The sequence below is a fragment of the Synechococcus sp. C9 genome, from assembly GCF_022984075.1.
Taxonomy (GTDB): domain Bacteria; phylum Cyanobacteriota; class Cyanobacteriia; order Gloeomargaritales; family Gloeomargaritaceae; genus Gloeomargarita.
Genome location: NZ_JALAAD010000001.1, coordinates 401085 through 418228 on the forward strand (window position 1 = coordinate 401085; position 17144 = coordinate 418228).

Genomic DNA, 17144 nt, shown 5'->3' on the forward strand with positions numbered 1-17144 from the left:
CATGACTACAGCTGGTTTTCGTACCCTGCGCCCCCATGCGCTCCGCAGTTTACGGGGACTCCTGCCCTGGCATGACCGGCTGTTGACGGTGGACCCCCGCTCGGGCTACCTGGCGAGCCTTGACCCGCTCAGCGATGACACCCGGATCCTCAACCCGGAGACGACCCACTACCTCCAGGACGTGGGGGGGTGGAGCCTGGAAGGGGATGCCCTTTGGTTCACCGACCGGGAACAGGTGTATGTCAGTTATGTGCATCGGGAAGCGGGGCTATGGCAGTTGGCGGAACCGGTGTTGGCACTCACCCTGGACGACCAGGCGGAAGGCATTGTCAAACGGGGAGAATGGCTGTATATCAGCAGTCAGGGGCGGGGCTGTATCTGGGTCATCCGGGTCACGGATGGGAAGGTGGTGCAAACCTGGCGCACTCCAGGGGTGGGGATTTCCCAGTTAGCCGTCCTGGAGGAAAAACTCTGGCTTTGTGATAACATTGAACAAACTTTGTACCAATTAAACTGGCAGACGGGTCAGGTGGAACTCGCCGTTCTTACCCCCTACGAGTCGCCGGTGGGGTTGGCGCAGTGGCGGGGGCGGTACTATGTCGCCTATGCGGGGGAGGAGCCGTACATCCGGGATGAGCCGAATGCCAGCCAGTCCTTGCAGTTGGGGTTTCGGGACCGGGTACTGGTGCATCCTTTGAGCTTTCAGTATTACCCGGAGGGGCAGTACACCCTCAGTAATGGTTATGTCCTGGAACTGAGCTATGTGGAGGAGTGGTGCCCCCTGGAGGAGGTGGATTTAGCGCAGGTGGAGTGGCGGATTGCCCTGCCTGCTACGACCCATCGTCAGCGGTTGCGGCGGGTGGAGCCAGTGGGACTGCCCTTTACCCTGGAGGAGGAGGCGGGACAGCCGGTGGCGGTGTTTCGCTTTGACCGTTTGACCCAACGGCAGGGGTTGATTTTTGGCTGGCGGGCGGAATTAGAAGTCTTTAGCATCAAATACCAAATCCCGGAGCATCCCGAAGTCCCCCCCCTTGAGCCGGAATTACAACAGCAGTATTTGGTAGATGACGATGAACTGAGTATGGATGAACCGATCATCCGGGCGGCGGCGCGGGAGGCGGTGGTCGGTGCCGAGACCTTCCCGGAACAATTGCTGGCGATTCGCAATTATGTCTATGACCGTCTGCGTTATCACATGAGAAGTACGATTGACCCACCCCACATTGCCCTCCAGCGGGGGACGGGTTCCTGTGGGGAATACGTGGGGATCATGCTGGCGCTGTTGCGGTTGAATGGCATTGCCTGCCGGACGGTGGGGCGGTATAAATGCCCGAAAAACCCAGAATTGTTGGGGGTGCCGCTGTTTCCCCAGTTCAACCATGTGTGGCTGGAGGTGTACTGGCCGGGGCGGGGCTGGTTGCCCATCGAGTCCAACACGGATCATTTGCCGGAACGCCCTTGGTTGCAACCCCAGCGATTTTTCTTGGGCTTAGCCTGGTATCACTTGGAACTGGGGCGGGGGATTCGTTTTGAACGTCTGCGCCTCCCGGATGGCTCTCGCCCGGAGTTGGGCTTGGGGGATTTGGCCATTAATCACATTCGCTGTATTTTGCACGAAGAGATTGCCCCGCCTACCCCACCCGATACATGAGGGACAGACCCGCCCAGGTATCCAGGTGCAGTTCGTAGGTGTCCTTGGGGGCGGAGGTGAGCTGGTGCAGGTGGGCAAGAATCGCCTGGGCGAGGGGCAGGGGTTCCGGGGGCAGGGGGGTCGCCCATGCGGAGGTGCCCAGTAAAAGGCGCAACTCCGTCAGTCCGGGGGTGGCGGGGGCGGTGAGGGTGAGGGTAACCGGGGTCTGGGGGGGCAGAACCTGGGGCGGGTGGGGGGTGATTTCCTGGTTGGCCTGGATGGTCAAGGGTAGGGCAAACAGGGGTTGGGCTTCCCGGTGGCTGACCTGGCAGGTGAGGGGGCTGGCGGCGGCCAAGGTGGGAATGTCCTGGCTGAGGCCGGTGGCGGTGGCGGTGGGTGCGGTGGTCTGGGTCAAGAGGAGCCGATCCGCCTGGGCGAGCCGGACGGTCAGGTTCAGGGGGGTGGCCGCCAGGTTATCGGTTAATTGCAGGAGTTTGACCGCCAGGAGGTTTTGCAGGCGGGGAATCAGGCGTTTGATCGCCGCCTTGACCGTCTCATCCGCCTCCCCTTCCGTGCCGAGCAGGAGGTCGTGGCCGGGGGAAAACAGCCCGTAGGTGGTGGGGGTGACCCGTCCCAGCAGGCAATCCACCCGTTGTTCCCCCACCTTGACCGTATTGACATAACTCAAACTGCCCAGGGCACTGGTGGCATCCACCCGTTCGATGCGCTCCAGGTCGGCGGCCAGGGCAATGGTCACACTTACGTTGCTTGGCACGACCCGCACCCGTTCCCGCACCCAATCCCCCACCTGGACGGAGCCGGGGTTGGTGGTTTTACCGATCAGGCCATTGCGGGAGCGCAGTACCAGCCTCACCCCCTGGGGGGTTTCCAGTTGGGATTCGGGGGCTAAAGCCGCCAAAATCCAGGGAGCCAGCCCCGCCAGCACACATTCCACCCCGTCGGCATTCACCTGCACTACCCGTCCCGCCGCCCCCACCGCCACCGGCAGTCCCCGGGGGGCACCCACCATTTCCGGTGCCTGTTGGGAACCCACGGTCTGGGCAATCTGGGCGGCCACCTCCACCAAAATCGGGGCGGGGGTCGTGCCCCACAGGGTCTGGGTGAGGGCGTAGGTTAATGTACCTGCACTAAACCCCGCCCAGAGGGCTTCGGTGGCGATACTCCCCGGGCGGGCGGCTCGGAATAGCACCCCCGGCGGGCGAGAATTAGGTGGGGGGGTGGACAACCCCTCTTGAACGGACGGGCAGGCTCGCACCCGCATATTGCCGCAGGCAAAACTCCCCGGATAGTCATACCCCGTATCCAAGACGGTGATCACCTGTTCCGTGGGCAATTGCCGCAACCAGTCCAGCAATTCCCCCTCCCCAATCCCGTTTTCAATACCGTTCCCCATGCCGTCAAACCCCGCATCGCTAGGCAGGAGCATGGGTTGAGCCGACCGAGTCCCATAGCCGCTAAAATGCACGACCACCACATCCCCCGCTCGGGCCTGCTGGGCTAAATGCTCCTGAAAGGCTTGGCGAATCTGGCTACGGCTGGCCTGGGCATCGGTCAAGGTCAGCACATCCGTCGGGGCAAACCCAAACCGCCCACAGAGCAATTCCCGCTGGAGCCACACATCCGTCCCACACCCGGCAAGGGCAGGGGTCTTGGTCAGGCGGGGGTAATGATTGATGCCAATTAACAGGGCCAGTTTGCGGGCAGTGGGGGCGGCCAACACCCGTCCGGTGCCCCAAAAAGCCCCCCCCAAGGTCAAGAGCATGGTTTGGAGCCAGGCACGCCGGGTATAGCCCATATTGCCCCCCGTTAATCCCGCATGGCCGCAATCAAAATGGCCGCCACCTCGGGTCGGCTAAATTCCGGGGGGGGAGCTTCGCCCCGGCGCAGTAATTCCCGCACCTTGGTACCCGAAAGATGGATGCGCTCCTCCGGTAAACTAGGGCTGGTTTTGCTGGTTGCCATCCCCTGGGTACGAGGGCAATAGAAGGCGTGTTCAAAAAACAGGGGGGTGATCCCCAGCGCCTGCGGGTCAAATTCCCGAAAAATCTCCTGCGCCTCGTAGGTGCCGTAGTAATTCCCCACCCCCGCATGGTCCCGCCCCACGATGAAATGGGTACAGCCGTAATTTTTCCGCACCAGGGCGTGGAAAATCGCCTCCCGGGGCCCCGCATAACGCATCGCCGCCGGATTCACCCCCAACACCACCCGCTGGGGAGGGAAATAGCGTTCCAACATCACCTCATAACAGCGCATCCGCACCTCCGCCGGGATGTCATCGCTTTTGGTCGCCCCCACCAAGGGATGCAAAAACAACCCGTCCACGATTTCCAACGCACATTTTTGGATATATTCATGCGCCCGATGAATGGGATTGCGGGTCTGGAACCCCACCACCGTCCGCCAACCCCGTTCCTGAAACACCTGACGGCTTTTACGGGGCGGCAAATGGTAGGCAGGAAAGGGCGGCGTGGGCAACCGCCACACCCAAATTGGTCCCCCCAGATACACCGACCCCTGATCCAGCAGGGCCTGCACCCCCGGATGGGCGGTTTCCGTGGTTTTATAAACCCGTTGCGCCTCCCGTTCCTGGTCCGGGCGGTAGAGTTCTTGCACTTCCATCGCCCCGATCACGGTTCCCTGGTTGTCTGCCAAACGCACCCAAATCCCCGGGGTTAACCCCGCCGCCACCGCCTCCGTCACCGCCAGGGTAATCGGGATCGTCCAGGGCAGACCATTCGCCAAGTGCATGGTGTCCACTACCGCCCGGTAGTCCGCCTCCCCCATGAACCCGGTCAGGGGACTCAACCCCCCCGTGGCGATCATTTCCACATCCGAGAGGGCACGCTCGCCCAAGGTCACAGTCGGTGCCCCCTGGGTTTGGGCCAGCCATTGCGCCTCAGCCGCCGGTGCGACCACCCGGTCAATCAACACCCCTCCGTGGGGAGCAATTCCCAAATCCACAGCCCATTGATGAATGCTACTGCTTGTATCCTACTGGATTTCGGGTCAATATCCCGGCAAACCTAACCTTCCGGGGACTCAGCAGACCCCATCGCTTTGCGTTCCGCCAGTCGGAGCAAAATTTCGGCGTGTTTTTCCCGGGTGATGGGATAAAAATAGGCAAACACCAACCCCAAAATCAACACCAGGGTGGGCAAAGGCCCAATCATCACCCGAATCGTCCACAAAGCTGATGGGGGCTGGATCGGTTCCGGTTGTCCCGCCACGGTTTTGATAAACCCCGATAGCTCCAAGGCTTGCCCCACCAGAAATAAGCCAATTGCCAAACCAATTTTTTGCAAAAACACCATCAGCGCATAAAAAATCCCCTCCCGCCGTTGTCCCGTTTGCAATTCATCCACCTCAATCACATCGGGAATCATCGACCAGGGGATTAAATAAGCCGTCGCCACCCCCACCCCAGCGCACACCGCCAGGAGAAACATGAGCGCCGTTTGCCCCGGTTGCAGAAAAAATAAACCCGTTTGCGCCCCAATCCACGCCACCATTCCCAGCCCATACACCTGTTTTTTCCCCAGGGTTTCGCTTAATTTTGCCCAGACAAACAGCATGATCAACGCCGTCACCTGCACCGCCAGCACCACCTGGGTAAAGGCTTGGTCGGTCAAACCCATCCAATTTTTCACAAAATAGGGAATAATCGCCACCGTATTTTGCACCGCCAACCAGGAACAGAGATAAATGCCAATCACAAACAAAAACGGGCGATTCCGCAAAGCAATCCGCACCTGCTCCCAAAGAGGCATGGGGGTTTCCTGCGTCGTTTCCCGGCGAGTCCGTTCCGCCCGCACCGCCCGGGGGTAAATTCCCCCCACACACCAATACAGGGGCAAGGTAATCAAAACCGCCCCCACCCCCCCCAACACCAGATATTGTTGCAACGGTTGATTGGGCAAAAGCTGAAAAATCACCAACGCCAAAATGAGCGAAAGAATACTGCCCCCAATCGAAAACCCAAAGCGAAAACTATTCAAACTGGTGCGCTCGTCGTAATCCTGGGTCAATTCCGCCGTCAAAGCCGTGTAGGGCAAATTCACCACCGTATAAAACGTATTGACCGCAATGGCGACCAAAACGTAATACCAAAACAGGAGCCATTGATTTTGCGCCGGGTCAGGGGTAAATTGGGGCACCCACCACAGGAAAAAAAAACTCACCCCAAAGGGAATCGCCCCCCAAAACATCCAAGGTAACCGGCGTCCCCAGGAATTACGGGTACGGTCGCTCAAAACCCCGATCAGCGGGTCATTGATGGCATCCCAAACTTTCCCGACCAGTAAAACCGTCCCCGCTAAACCCGGATTCAACCCCGCCACATTGGTAAAAAAAATCAACTGAAACACCACCATCAAATTGGCGGCTATGGCTGGACCCAAATCCCCCGCCCCGTAACTGAGTTTTTCCCAAAACGACAGCCGCTGATTCATCAAACCCGCCTTACAATTAAAATTGTTCTTTGCCCTGCCGATTCACCCCGTACATGGAGCGCATTTGGATTTACGATACCACCCTGCGAGACGGTGCCCAGCGGGAAGGCTTGTCCTTGAGTTTGGAAGATAAACTCCAGATTGCCCACCTGCTCGACCAATTGGGGGTGCCCTTCATCGAGGGGGGTTGGCCGGGTGCCAATCCCAAGGATGTGCAATTTTTTTGGCAGTTGCAACAGGAACCCCTGACCCAGGCGCAGTTGGTGGCCTTTTGTTCCACCCGCCGCCCCCGCACCACCGCCGCCGAAGACACGCTCCTGCAAGGGATTCTCGCTGCTGGCACCCCCTGGGTCACCGTATTTGGCAAGTCCTGGGATTTACACGTCACCGAGGGGCTGGGCACCACGTTAACCCAAAACCTGGACATGATCGCCGACACGGTCACCTACCTGCGGAGTCAACACCGGCACGTCCTCTACGATGCGGAACATTGGTTTGACGGCTACCAGGCTAACCCGGAATACGCCCTCGCCACCCTGGAAACCGCTTACACCGCCGGGGCAGAATGGTTGGTACTTTGTGATACCAACGGCGGTACCTTGCCCCACCAAATCACGGAAATAGTCCAGCGGGTCAAAGCCCATTTTCCCCAGGCGCAGATCGGCATCCACACCCACAACGACAGCGGGACAGCGGTTGCCAATGCCCTGGCCGCCGTGCAAAGCGGTGCCCGCATGGTGCAGGGAACCATCAATGGCTACGGGGAACGGTGTGGGAATGCCAATTTATGTACATTAATCCCGAATTTGCAATTAAAACTGAAGTATGACTGCATTACCCCTGCCCAGTTAACTCGCCTGGTGGAAGTTAGCCGAGCGGTGAGTGAACGGGTGAATTTGGCTCCCGATGACCATGCCCCCTATGTGGGGTTATCCGCCTTTGCCCATAAGGGCGGGGTACACGTGAGTGCGGTGGGCAAAAACCCCCTGACCTACGAGCACATCCAGCCGGAGCAGGTGGGGAATCAGCGGCGGGTGGTAATTTCCGAGCATTCTGGTCTCAGCAATATCATCGCCAAAGCCCAGGAGTTGGGTTTGCCCCTGGAGCGCACCCATCCCGCCACCCGGGAAGTTCTCCAGCGGCTCAAGGATTTGGAGGGGCAAGGGTATCAGTTTGAAGCCGCCGAAGCCAGTTTTGCCCTGTTGGTGCGGCAGGTGTTGGGACAACGGCACCCCCCTTTTGTACTGCATGGGTTCCAGGTGCATTGCCAGACCCAGGCGCAGGGGGAGGGGCATTGGAGTTCCTCGGTGGCAACCATCAAAGTGGCGGTGGAGGGGCAGGAATTACTGACGGCGGCGGAGGGCAATGGCCCCGTTTCCGCATTAGACCGGGCCCTGCGGCGAGCCTTGGAGACTTTTTATCCCCAGGTGCGGGACTTTCACCTCAGCGATTACAAGGTGCGGGTCTTGGATGGGCAATCGGGGGCTGCCGCCACCACCCGGGTGTTGGTGGAATTTACCCACGGGGCGCACCGGTGGACGACGGTGGGGGTATCCAGCAATATCATCGAAGCGTCCTATCAAGCAGTGGCGGAAGGGCTGGAATACGGGTTAATGCAGACCCATGCGCTGGTGGGTTAGTCTTTTACCCTGGTAACTATGGGTAAAATCACTGACAGAAGGGGCGGTGGTTGGTTATTCTGAACCGTAGGACGAACCTTAGGCGGGCAAGGTTGTGGCAGAATTTGCAGTGCGATTTTGGGGTGTGCGGGGTAGCATTGCGGTGCCGGGGCCGGATACGGTGCGGTATGGGGGCAACACTCCCTGTGTGGAAATGCGGGTAGGCGGGCAACGTTTGATCTTTGATGGCGGCACCGGACTGCGGGTTTTGGGCAAAACCCTGATGGGGGAAAAAAACATCCAAGCTCACTTGTTTTTTAGCCATTCCCACTGGGATCACATCCAAGGCTTTCCCTTTTTTACCCCAGCCTATATGGCGGGAAATTGTTTTCATATTTACGGCCCAGCCACCTACAATGGCTACTCGATCAAGCAAAGTTTAAGCAATCAAATGATTGACCCCAATTTCCCCGTGCCCTTGCAAATTATGCAGGCGGATTTGCACTTCCATGACCTGACGGCGGGGGAAAAAATCACTCTGGGGGAAATCACGGTGGAAACCGGCAGTTTGAATCATCCCAACTACGCCCTGGGCTATCGGGTTTCCTGGGGCGGCAAAACCGTGGTCTATGCCAGCGATACGGAACATTATCCTGACCGGCTGGACCGCAGTGTAGTGCATCTGGCCCGTCATGCGGATGTCCTGATTTATGATGCCAATTATACGGACGAGGAATACCATCACCCGGTTACGCCCCGGCGGGGTTGGGGGCATTCCACTTGGCAGGCGGGGGTACAGGTGGCGCAGGCGGCGCAGGTCAAGCAGTTAGTATTATTTCATCACGATGCCAGTCATGATGACCCGTTTTTAGACGAAATTGAAGCGCAGGTGCGGCAGGTTTTGCCCAATAGTGTCCTGGCGCGGGAGGGCATGGTTTTGCAATTATTATAGTTATCGCCATCCTACTTAATTAACGTATAGAAATTTCCCAGAACCAAATGCGGGGCGGTGCCCTGCGACCCCTGTTCTAAATACAACAATTTTACTTGATGAAAAGAGTAGAAATTCCTGAGAACCAAATGCGGGGCGGTGCCCTGCGACCGCTAACTTTGAATTGATTGAAGTGCCCATGATTCAGTTAGTATTCAGTCTGCAAACAAGATAACTTTTCATGGGGTTGCGTCAATAACAGTGTCTTTTTGATGGTACATTAGGGGAACATTTCCCTGGGTGTTATGGTTGGGTGGGGACAGCAACTGGGGCGTTATCCATTGTTGGCGGTAGGGCTGGTTGGCTGTAGCCTACTGCTGGTCTGGCAAGGGCTGGGGCATGGCTTGGGCATGGGCTTGGGGGTCGTCAGTGGGGCTTTGGTGCTGGTGCTGGTGGGGCGACAACGCTGGTTCGGAACCCATCCTGCCCCGACCCCACCCCCAAATGGTTCCCAACTCAGCCGGGGGGAGGTCATTGCCTACTTGGAACAAATTGCCCAACAACTCAGCGACCTAGAAGAGGAATTAGGGCAACCCCAACCGGATTTACACCAAAACTGGCAAGACTGCATTGCCGCCCTGGAACAGCCCCTTTCTTTGGCATGGCGGGGAACCTTGCCCCAGATTCCCATCCCCCAGGGGGCATTTCCCACCCACTCACAGCATCCCGCCTGGGTTCTCTACGGAGTGCAGGAGCGTTTGACTCCGGCGCAGGTGCAGGAACTCACCGCCTATCATGCCCAAGACCAGCCGGTGCAGGTGGTGTGGTGTGCCGCTCCCTGGTCGGGTAAGGAATTAAAAGCGGCGGTGGCGCAACAACTCCGGGATTTGGGGTATCCCCAACCCCTGCTTACCATTACCCCCCAGCCTGCCCCGATTTTAGTCCAGCGGATGCAAGGGGATGGGTCATGGGAAGATTCATGGGAAATCCCACCACCTGTCCTGGAGGAACTCAACCATTGGCTGACCCAACGGAGCCAGGAACCCCACTGGCAGTATCAGGCGATTTTACGCCGGGGGCGGGCATTGCAAACCACCATTGCGCAACGCCAGCAGTCCCATCGTGCCCAATTAGCCCAGCGGGTGATCCACCGCTATCAGGTGTGGGCGGGGGTGTGGGCGGGGGTGAATCCGGTGCCCAGTCTCGACCTGTTGGCGACCGGGGCGATCAATGCCCAGATGTTGGTGGATTTGGCGCAGGTGTACCGGCGACCCCTCACCCTCAGCCAAGCCACGGAGATGGTCAAGGCTTTGGCACCCATGTTGCTCCAAATGGGGGTCGTGGAAGCGATCACCCGACTGGCGGCGGTTTGGCTCAAAACCCAGGTGGTCACCTACGGGGTGGGGGGAGCCATTCAGGCGCTCAGTGCCGCCTACCTCACCCATCTGGCGGGGCATACTTTTTTGGAAACCCTCCAATACCCGGAGCGGGAACTGAACCCAGGGCTGTGGCAGTCCTTGGGAACACGGGTGCAAGCCAGCGCTACCGCCATGCAATTTTGGCAACGGTTTATTCCCCAATCGCTCCCTTGGGTGGTGCAAAGCGGGGCATGATCCCGTGTTTTGAGGAAAATGTTTGAGGGCAATGGCTGGCAAATGGGAAATTTTTGGTTAAAATTTGGGGGAATTACCCGGGGGTGTGAGGCATGACAGGAATACGGTCAGCGTGGGTGATCGGGGCAGTGGGATGCTGTTTGTTGGCGGCGCCCGCCCAGGCGAATACCCTGGTGAACTGGCGATTTGACCGAATTGGCAACCGTTTGGAATTTAGCACCGCTTTGCCCACCCAACCCCAGGTGCAGGTGTTGAACGACCCCCCCCGGATTGTGGTGGATTTACCGGGCACGGTCTTGGGTCGCCCCCCGGAAAGTCGGGATATTATTCCAATGGTGGGGCGGGAATCCCTGGTGCGGCAGGTGCGTTTGGGGCAATTTGACCCCCAGACCAGCCGTTTGGTGGTAGAACTTTACCCGGATTATGTCCTCACCCCGGAGCAGGTGCAACCCCGCACCGTTGGCATGAATCAATGGGTGATTGCCTTACCCAGCACCCTGGCACGCACCAATGTGCCCAGCCCCCCGGCGGTTGCCAATCCGCCCCAGATGCCCCCCCCGGAAACGGTGACCCAGACAGCGGTGATCGAAGGGGTGCGAGTGACGGAAGCGGGGCTGGCTCTACGGGTACGGGGAACTACGGCGGCGGCACAGGTACGGCGTTCCCCAGATCGGCAGGAAATTTGGGTGGACATTCCCGCTACCCTGGCGCCTCAATTCCAGACCGAGACCTTGAATTTGTCCCACCTGGGGGTACTGCGGGTGCAGGCACAGCAACTCCAGAACCAACCCCCGTTGACCCGGTTGACCTTGCAGGTGGATAGCAATAGCCCGGATTGGCAGGTCGCCACCCTGGGAAATGATGTTTTAATGTTGCCGAAAAAGCCCCGCTACGGTCCAGAAACAGCGACAACCCCAGCCCCAGCCCCAACCCGCCTCCGCCCGTTACTGCCCTCCCTAACCCCCCTGGTGGAGCGGGTGGAATGGGATGCCACCAACCAACAGGTCTTGCTCCGGGCTAACCGTCCCTTCACCTACAGCCAGAGTTGGGAGCGGGAACCGGGGTTGAGTTTTGCCTCCCTGCGGCTGGTTTTGGAGTCCGTGCGGTTGTCCCCCCAGGCGGCGCAGTCCCTAAAAAATATCCCTGGACTGGAGGTGGCGGTGGAATCCGTAGGGAATCAGGTGCATTTAATTTGGCGACCCTCCCAAGAAATGCGGGTGATTGGCATTCAAGAGGTCAGTCCCCAGTTGGTCGCGGTGCAGTTGCTCCCGGCGGCGGCGCAAACCCCAACCCTGTCCCCCTTAGCCCGGTGGCTGAATCGTCGGACTGGAGCGACCACTCCCGTGTCCCCCCCCCGCCCCATGAATCCGAATCTGAACCTGCCCCGGCCTACCCCCGGACGACCGGTGGTGGTGATTGACCCCGGCCACGGCGGCCCCGATCCGGGTGCGATTGGCATTGGCGGTCTGCGGGAAAAAGATATTGTCATGGATATTTCCCGACAGGTGGTGGCTCTGTTGGAACAGCAGGGGGTGCAGGTGGTGCTCACCCGCAATGCGGATGTGGATTTGGGGTTGGAACCCCGGGTGGTGCTGGCTCGCCAGGTCAATGCTTCAATTTTTGTCAGTATCCATGCCAACGCCATCAGTATGAGCCGCCCCGATGTGAACGGCATTGAAACCTATTATTTCCATGCGGCGAGTTATGGGTTGGCGCAGGAATTGCACCGGGCGATGGTGCGGGCAAGTGGGGCACCGGACCGGGGGGTACGGCAGGCACGGTTTTACGTGATCCGCAATACCCCAGCGGATATGCCCTCGGTCTTGTTAGAAGTCGGGTTTGTGACGGGGGCGACGGATGCGCCGCGGTTGGCGAGTGCGGAGGGACGGCGGGTAATGGCGCAGGGGATTGCCCAGGGCATTTTGCGCTATCTCCAGGTGCGGCGATGAACCGGATTGGCATCTACGACAGTGGTTTGGGGGGGTTGACCGTCCTGCGAGCCTTGCAAAAACAATTACCCCAGGAGCCGGTGCTGTACTTTGGGGATACAGCCCGGGTGCCCTACGGGACACGTTCGGCGGCGGAGCTATTGACCTTTGGGCGGGAAATCCTCACCTGGATGGGGGAGCAGGGGGTGAAAATGGTGCTGGTGGCTTGTAATACCAGTTCTGCCCTGGTGTTGGAGCAACTCCAGCGGGAATTTCCCTGGCCGATTTTGGGGTTGATTCTCCCCGGTGCCCGGACTGCTGTACAAACAGGGCGGCGAATTGGCGTATTGGCAACTCCAGCCACGGTGCAAAGTGGTGCCTACCCCCGGGCGATTCGGGAGGCTTGTCCTCAGGCGGGGGTGTGGCAGGTACCCTGTCCCGCCTTGGTGCCCTTGATCGAACAGGGACGCAGTCATACCCCGGAAACCCGCCTGGTGCTCAACAGTTATTTGGCTCCCCTGCGGAGTGTGGGGGTGGACACGGTAATTTACGGATGCACCCATTACCCCCTCTTGGATGACCTGATGGCGGAACTACTGCCCCCCCAGGTGCGGCGGATTGACCCGGCGACAGCCTTGGTACGGGCGGCGGCGCAGGAACTGGATGTATTGGGGTTAAAACATCACGGTAGCGGCGGGGTGCGCTTTGGGGTCAGCGGTTCCCCCCAAACCTTCGCTCGGGTGGCGCAACGGTGGCTCGGAGCTATTCCCCCAGTGGAAGCCGTCAATTTGCCCATGGTGCAGGCACTACCCTTGGGGGAATGAAGACCAATTCGCCAAAAAAATTCCCAATTCCAGCCCCACCCAACCAGCAACGGGACTACCAAGGAAATAAACCAGGGCGGGGGCATAACGTCTTTGTCCCCAGAGTTTAGACATATCCAACGCATAGGTAGAAAACGTCGTATAGGAAGCGATAAACCCCATCGTGACTAACCCATTTAACCAAGAGATATTTTCATCAATCAGCGTGCTACAAAAGCCCATGAATACGGAACCGGATACATTCACAAACAGGGTGCCAAAGGGGAAATCCGTTCCCATCGTTTCCGCAAACCAAATAATCAGATAATGGCGGCAGAGGGCACCGGGAATGGCACCCAAGGCGATCCACAGGGGTAACAACCAAGGGTGATCCATCGCCTCACGGTTCCTGCTGATCCACGGGGAAGCGTATCAACCGCCCCGCCAACCGACTGCCCAATTCTAAGCACAGCCACCCCAGGATACCACTGCCCATCCAATAGAAAAAAAACAACCCCCACCCGTGTGCCGTCCAGAGGTGTTTACTATCCAATTCATAGCTGGAAAAGGTGGTGTAGGCACCCATAAATCCTGTCAACAGGAATAGCCGTAACTCTGGATGCACCGGCAACTGGGGGGTAAAACAGAGCGTCGCCACCAAGCCCATTGCCCCACAACCAGTTACATTCACCACGAAGGTGCCCAGGGGCAGAGTTGTGGTAAAAATATGGCTCACCCCCATCTCCACATAGTAGCGGCTCACGGCTCCCAGCACCGCCCCCAAGGCAATCCCCAAAACCGGTCTCAGAGTGGTCAGAACCATAGACATTTCCATCGCAGGTTAGGCAGGGGTGCCCCTTCCAGTTTTACCCCATCCCCTTTAGTTTTGGTGAGGTCGGCATCTTTCAGATTAATTCAGTGGTGCTATTTTTAATGATGGTTTGCGATGACCAGGTTTACTACTACAAATAAACTGTGATTATAGGGCATCTCTACTTATTTGAGCCAAGCAAAAATTTCATCGTTGGCATACCCATATTACCCAGAACCAAGGGCGGGGGCGGTGCCCCGGCGACCCATTTTCAGAAGTGCCCTTTAATAAATGTCTCATATTTTAATCTTTTTATTACGAAAATTATCCATAAAAATCACAAACCTTAATAGTATCAGTGCCGTTGACGTCTCCGGCTATAATTCAATCGTGAAGATTCATCGTACCTAGGGGAGTCAATAGCGATGAAAACAGCCGCTAAAATTACACCACTGGCTCTATTTTTGAGTTTATTTTTTATCTCTGGATGTAATTTATTCAGTGAACCTGAAGCCAACACTCCACCCGTCAGTGGCTCCCCTGGTGTAACACCCAGCCCTGGTCAGGAGGGGGATAACCCCATTACCCTGGGCACCCAAGGGACGGAACGGAGCGGCACTGACCCCCTCGAGTTATTTCAAAATCCGCAAATTAAGAAAGAACTCAACATTACCGATGAGCAGTCCGCCAAAATCAAAGCGATTGGGGAGCAATTTCGGCAACGGGCGCGGGCTTTGGTTTCCGGCTTAAACCTGGGGCAAATGGAACCAGCGGAGCGGGAGAAAAAATTAGATCAAATCAAAGATGAATTGGAAAAAGAAGTGGGCATCGCCCGGGATGAAGTGGGGAAAGTCCTCACCCCAGCACAACTCAAACGTTTCAAAGAAATCACCCTACAAATTTATGGATTTGGCATCCTCTCCTATGAACATTTTATTCAAGAGTTAAAACTCACCCCAGAACAACAGGCGAAACTCAAAAAATTGCGGGATGATACCTGGACGAGTATGCGGATCAATTTGAAAGTGCCCGAAAAGGGAGCGGACAACAAGCAAATCATTGCCACCAACCGCAAACGGATGGATCAAATTCTCCAGGAAAGCAACGCTAAAGCCCTAGATATATTAACCCCAGAGCAAAAGAAATTAGTGGAAACCCTCCAGGGAGCAAAGTTTCAATTTACACCCCCCCAACCCGGTTGATCAAATCCTAGCACCACCCATTGCTCAATACCATTTGTTTTAGGAGTCAGAATGTACGCCTTAGTTGCTGAACCTACCGAGAGAATTTTAGGTTACTCTTTGGGGGAATTAATTGATGCTGAAGGGGAATTACAGCAGGAACTCTTTGCCCAGGCTCGGTGGGTGCGGCAACAGTATCAAATGGATCAGGTGCATTTGCGGGGTGTGATTGAAATTTCTAATTTCTGCCAAAAAAACTGTAATTACTGCGCCATGCGGGCGACCAATCAAAAGTTAGACCGCTATCGTTTATCGGCAGTGGAAATTTTAGATATTGCCGCAGAGATTCATCGCTTGGGCATTGGCACTTTATTTTTGCAGGCGGGGCAAGACCCGGAATGCGATGCCATTTTACAGGAGGTGATCCCCACCGCCAAACGGCAATTTGGTTTGCATATTTTGCTCTGTTTGGGAGAATATCCCCGGGCGACCTATGAACGGTGGCGGGGGTTGGGAGCAGATGCTTACATTCTCAAATTTGAAACCTCAGAACCGGCGGGCTATCGTCAAATTGCCCACACCCCTTTGACCCGGCGTTTGCAGTGCATTCGCTGGCTTCAGGAATTGGGTTTTCAAGTGGGAACCGGCAATATCGTCGGGCTACCCGGACAAACCCTTGATACCCTGGTGCAAGATGTATTATTGACCCAAGAAATTCAGCCGGATTTTGCCAGTTCTTCCCCGTTCATTGCCAATGAAAACACCCCTTTTTCAGCGCAAAAAGCCGGGAGTCTCAAGCGGACATTAAACATCATGGCAATTTTTCGGATGCTTTTACCCCAGGCGTTAATTCCCACGGTGAGTGCCCTAGAAAAGTTAGAACCCGGTGGACAACTGGCGGGGTTAAATGCAGGGGCAAATGTGATTACGATTAACTTTACACCGCCCCAATGTCGCCAAAAATATGTGATTTACTCCCAGCGGCGTTTTGTGGTGAGTTTAGACCATGCTAAAACGATTATTCACCAGGCAGGTATGACCGTGCGACCAGTGGCAATTTAGGGAGTAAGACGAGGGATGAAATTATCTCGTTCAATCCGTTGGTTAATTGTTAGTTTAATGACCGGCATGATCGTCTGGATTGCTTATACTTTTGCCGTGCCCCAGTTATTAACACCTCGGGTAGCGATTACGTCACCCATGTCCCTAATTCATGTGGGGAGTAATGATTCCTTTGCGATTACCCCGGACGGCATCAAAGCGGGGCGTTATATCTTGGAAATGTTAGTCAGCGGCAGTCAGGAGGCGGCACAAAAAGCCATTGAAATTTATGACGAAATCATTCCCCGGGAAAATTATGGGGGGGAATACAGTGCATTACGTTGGTTCGCTGACTTATTTTTGATGCCTGACCAAGAAAAGCAAAAAGCCTTACAAGACCCCTTTGTGGCTAGTTTTTATGATTTTTTTGCAGAAAATAATTTTGCCAATCTCAAAGAATACGTTCAACGGAAATATCTCCTACAACAATATCCAGACCAACTCACGGAAACAGGTCGCAATCGAGCCGCCTTTTTAGAGGATTTTATCCTGTTTAACAACCCGACCCGTGAGGCATGGGAACAAACTAGCAAGGTTCTTTCTGTAATACCCATTTCCCCTGGTCAAACCATTGCGGATATTGGCAGTGGACCGGGATACTACAGCACCCGTTTCAGCCAAAAAGTGGGGGCAAAGGGGCGAGTTTATAGTATTGATACGGTGCAAGCGCATTTGGATTATATCAATCGCTATATTCAACGGCAGAATATTACCAATATCACGACGATTAATAGTTATCCTGGCACCACGATTGGATTACAGGGAAAACAGGTGGATGTGGCTTTCATGTGCTCTTTGTATCACAATATCTATGGCATGAGTACGGCACCCGACCGGGACAGTTTTGTGCAAAGTATTAAAGCGGCGTTGAAACCTGGGGGTACTTTGGTATTGGTGGACAATGGACTGGTAGAGCCGGGGCAATTACCGTATCACGGTCCCTATGTGGCGAAAGAATTGGTTATCCATCAACTGCGTTTTTATGGCTTTAAGCTCAAACGGGAATATGCCTTTATCCCCCAACGCTATGTGTTAATTTTTGAAGCAGTTTAACCCCG

The 17144-nt window shown here is 56.3% G+C and carries 14 protein-coding genes; 9 read left to right on the forward strand and 5 right to left on the reverse strand.

Annotation, left to right across the window (positions count from 1 at the left end):
* The first annotated feature begins 1 nt into the window (after position 1).
* Positions 2 to 1651 carry a transglutaminase family protein gene (locus tag MLD66_RS02000; protein WP_247215273.1) on the forward strand — a complete coding sequence of 550 codons (1650 nt, stop codon included), beginning with the start codon at positions 2 to 4 and terminating at the stop codon, positions 1649 to 1651.
* Here MLD66_RS02000 and MLD66_RS14440 read toward each other — a convergent pair.
* The 3 genes from MLD66_RS14440 to MLD66_RS02020 all read right to left on the reverse strand — a co-directional run bounded on the left by MLD66_RS14440 (position 1632) and on the right by MLD66_RS02020 (position 6099).
* Positions 1632 to 3446 carry a caspase family protein gene (locus MLD66_RS14440; protein WP_281438397.1) on the reverse strand — a complete coding sequence of 605 codons (1815 nt, stop codon included), beginning with the start codon at positions 3444 to 3446 and terminating at the stop codon, positions 1632 to 1634. The genes MLD66_RS02000 and MLD66_RS14440 overlap by 20 nt on opposite strands.
* Positions 3447 to 3457: 11 nt before the next feature.
* Positions 3458 to 4612: a sulfate adenylyltransferase gene (gene sat / locus MLD66_RS02015; RefSeq protein ID WP_247215274.1), complete on the reverse strand. Its 1155-nt coding sequence runs from the start codon at positions 4610 to 4612 to the stop codon at positions 3458 to 3460.
* 62 nt (positions 4613 to 4674) lie between these two features.
* A complete protein-coding gene (locus MLD66_RS02020) occupies positions 4675 to 6099 on the reverse strand; it encodes an MFS transporter (protein ID WP_247215275.1) in 1425 nt (474 codons plus the stop codon).
* 53 nt (positions 6100 to 6152) lie between these two features.
* On the opposite strand from MLD66_RS02020, the gene cimA reads away from it, so the two are divergent.
* From cimA to murI, 5 genes are all read left to right on the forward strand, one after another.
* Positions 6153 to 7739, forward strand: a complete 1587-nt coding sequence (gene cimA / locus MLD66_RS02025; RefSeq protein ID WP_247215276.1) for a citramalate synthase — start codon at positions 6153 to 6155, stop codon at positions 7737 to 7739.
* 94 nt (positions 7740 to 7833) lie between these two features.
* A complete protein-coding gene (locus tag MLD66_RS02030; RefSeq protein ID WP_247215277.1) occupies positions 7834 to 8670 on the forward strand; it encodes an MBL fold metallo-hydrolase in 837 nt (278 codons plus the stop codon).
* 284 nt (positions 8671 to 8954) lie between these two features.
* A complete protein-coding gene (locus MLD66_RS02035; RefSeq protein ID WP_247215278.1) occupies positions 8955 to 10262 on the forward strand; it encodes a YcjF family protein in 1308 nt (435 codons plus the stop codon).
* A 92-nt stretch (positions 10263 to 10354) separates the two neighbouring features.
* Positions 10355 to 12211 carry an N-acetylmuramoyl-L-alanine amidase gene (locus tag MLD66_RS02040; protein WP_247215279.1) on the forward strand — a complete coding sequence of 619 codons (1857 nt, stop codon included), beginning with the start codon at positions 10355 to 10357 and terminating at the stop codon, positions 12209 to 12211.
* Positions 12208 to 13014, forward strand: a complete 807-nt coding sequence (gene murI / locus MLD66_RS02045; protein WP_247215280.1) for a glutamate racemase — start codon at positions 12208 to 12210, stop codon at positions 13012 to 13014. The genes MLD66_RS02040 and murI overlap by 4 nt, the downstream gene beginning before the upstream one ends.
* Here the strand turns inward: murI and crcB (MLD66_RS02050) are convergent.
* Both crcB (MLD66_RS02050) and crcB (MLD66_RS02055) read right to left on the reverse strand, forming a co-directional pair.
* Positions 12997 to 13389, reverse strand: a complete 393-nt coding sequence (gene crcB, locus MLD66_RS02050; RefSeq protein WP_247215281.1) for a fluoride efflux transporter CrcB — start codon at positions 13387 to 13389, stop codon at positions 12997 to 12999. The genes murI and crcB (MLD66_RS02050) overlap by 18 nt on opposite strands.
* Positions 13390 to 13393: 4 nt before the next feature.
* Entirely contained in the window at positions 13394 to 13816 is a 423-nt protein-coding gene (crcB, locus tag MLD66_RS02055; protein WP_247215282.1) for a fluoride efflux transporter CrcB, read from the reverse strand.
* Positions 13817 to 14229: 413 nt separating this feature from the next.
* Between crcB (MLD66_RS02055) and MLD66_RS02060 the strand changes: the two genes are divergently transcribed.
* The 3 genes from MLD66_RS02060 to MLD66_RS02070 are packed head-to-tail and all read left to right on the forward strand — an operon-like array spanning position 14230 to position 17139.
* Complete coding sequence (locus MLD66_RS02060; protein ID WP_247215283.1) at positions 14230 to 15006, forward strand: Spy/CpxP family protein refolding chaperone; 777 nt, start codon at positions 14230 to 14232, stop codon at positions 15004 to 15006.
* Positions 15007 to 15057: 51 nt separating this feature from the next.
* Positions 15058 to 16047 (forward strand): [FeFe] hydrogenase H-cluster radical SAM maturase HydE, encoded by a 990-nt coding sequence (hydE, locus tag MLD66_RS02065; RefSeq protein ID WP_247215284.1) that lies wholly within the window; start codon positions 15058 to 15060, stop codon positions 16045 to 16047.
* 15 nt (positions 16048 to 16062) lie between these two features.
* Entirely contained in the window at positions 16063 to 17139 is a 1077-nt protein-coding gene (locus tag MLD66_RS02070; protein WP_247215285.1) for a class I SAM-dependent methyltransferase, read from the forward strand.
* The last annotated feature ends 5 nt before the right edge of the window (positions 17140 to 17144 follow it).

Excerpts from the sequence above, each read along its gene's own strand:
- MLD66_RS02000 (WP_247215273.1), top strand. The coding sequence starts at position 2 with ATGACTACAGCTGGTTTTCGTACCCTGCGCCCCCATGCGCTCCGCAGT.
- crcB (WP_247215281.1), bottom strand. The coding sequence starts at position 13,389 with ATGGATCACCCTTGGTTGTTACCCCTGTGGATCGCCTTGGGTGCCATT.
- murI (WP_247215280.1), top strand. The coding sequence starts at position 12,208 with ATGAACCGGATTGGCATCTACGACAGTGGTTTGGGGGGGTTGACCGTC.
- MLD66_RS02040 (WP_247215279.1), top strand. The coding sequence starts at position 10,355 with ATGACAGGAATACGGTCAGCGTGGGTGATCGGGGCAGTGGGATGCTGT.
- MLD66_RS02060 (WP_247215283.1), top strand. The coding sequence starts at position 14,230 with ATGAAAACAGCCGCTAAAATTACACCACTGGCTCTATTTTTGAGTTTA.
- cimA (WP_247215276.1), top strand. The coding sequence starts at position 6,153 with ATGGAGCGCATTTGGATTTACGATACCACCCTGCGAGACGGTGCCCAG.
- MLD66_RS14440 (WP_281438397.1), bottom strand. The coding sequence starts at position 3,446 with ATGGGCTATACCCGGCGTGCCTGGCTCCAAACCATGCTCTTGACCTTG.
- MLD66_RS02035 (WP_247215278.1), top strand. The coding sequence starts at position 8,955 with ATGGTTGGGTGGGGACAGCAACTGGGGCGTTATCCATTGTTGGCGGTA.
- MLD66_RS02020 (WP_247215275.1), bottom strand. The coding sequence starts at position 6,099 with ATGAATCAGCGGCTGTCGTTTTGGGAAAAACTCAGTTACGGGGCGGGG.
- crcB (WP_247215282.1), bottom strand. The coding sequence starts at position 13,816 with ATGGTTCTGACCACTCTGAGACCGGTTTTGGGGATTGCCTTGGGGGCG.
- hydE (WP_247215284.1), top strand. The coding sequence starts at position 15,058 with ATGTACGCCTTAGTTGCTGAACCTACCGAGAGAATTTTAGGTTACTCT.
- MLD66_RS02070 (WP_247215285.1), top strand. The coding sequence starts at position 16,063 with ATGAAATTATCTCGTTCAATCCGTTGGTTAATTGTTAGTTTAATGACC.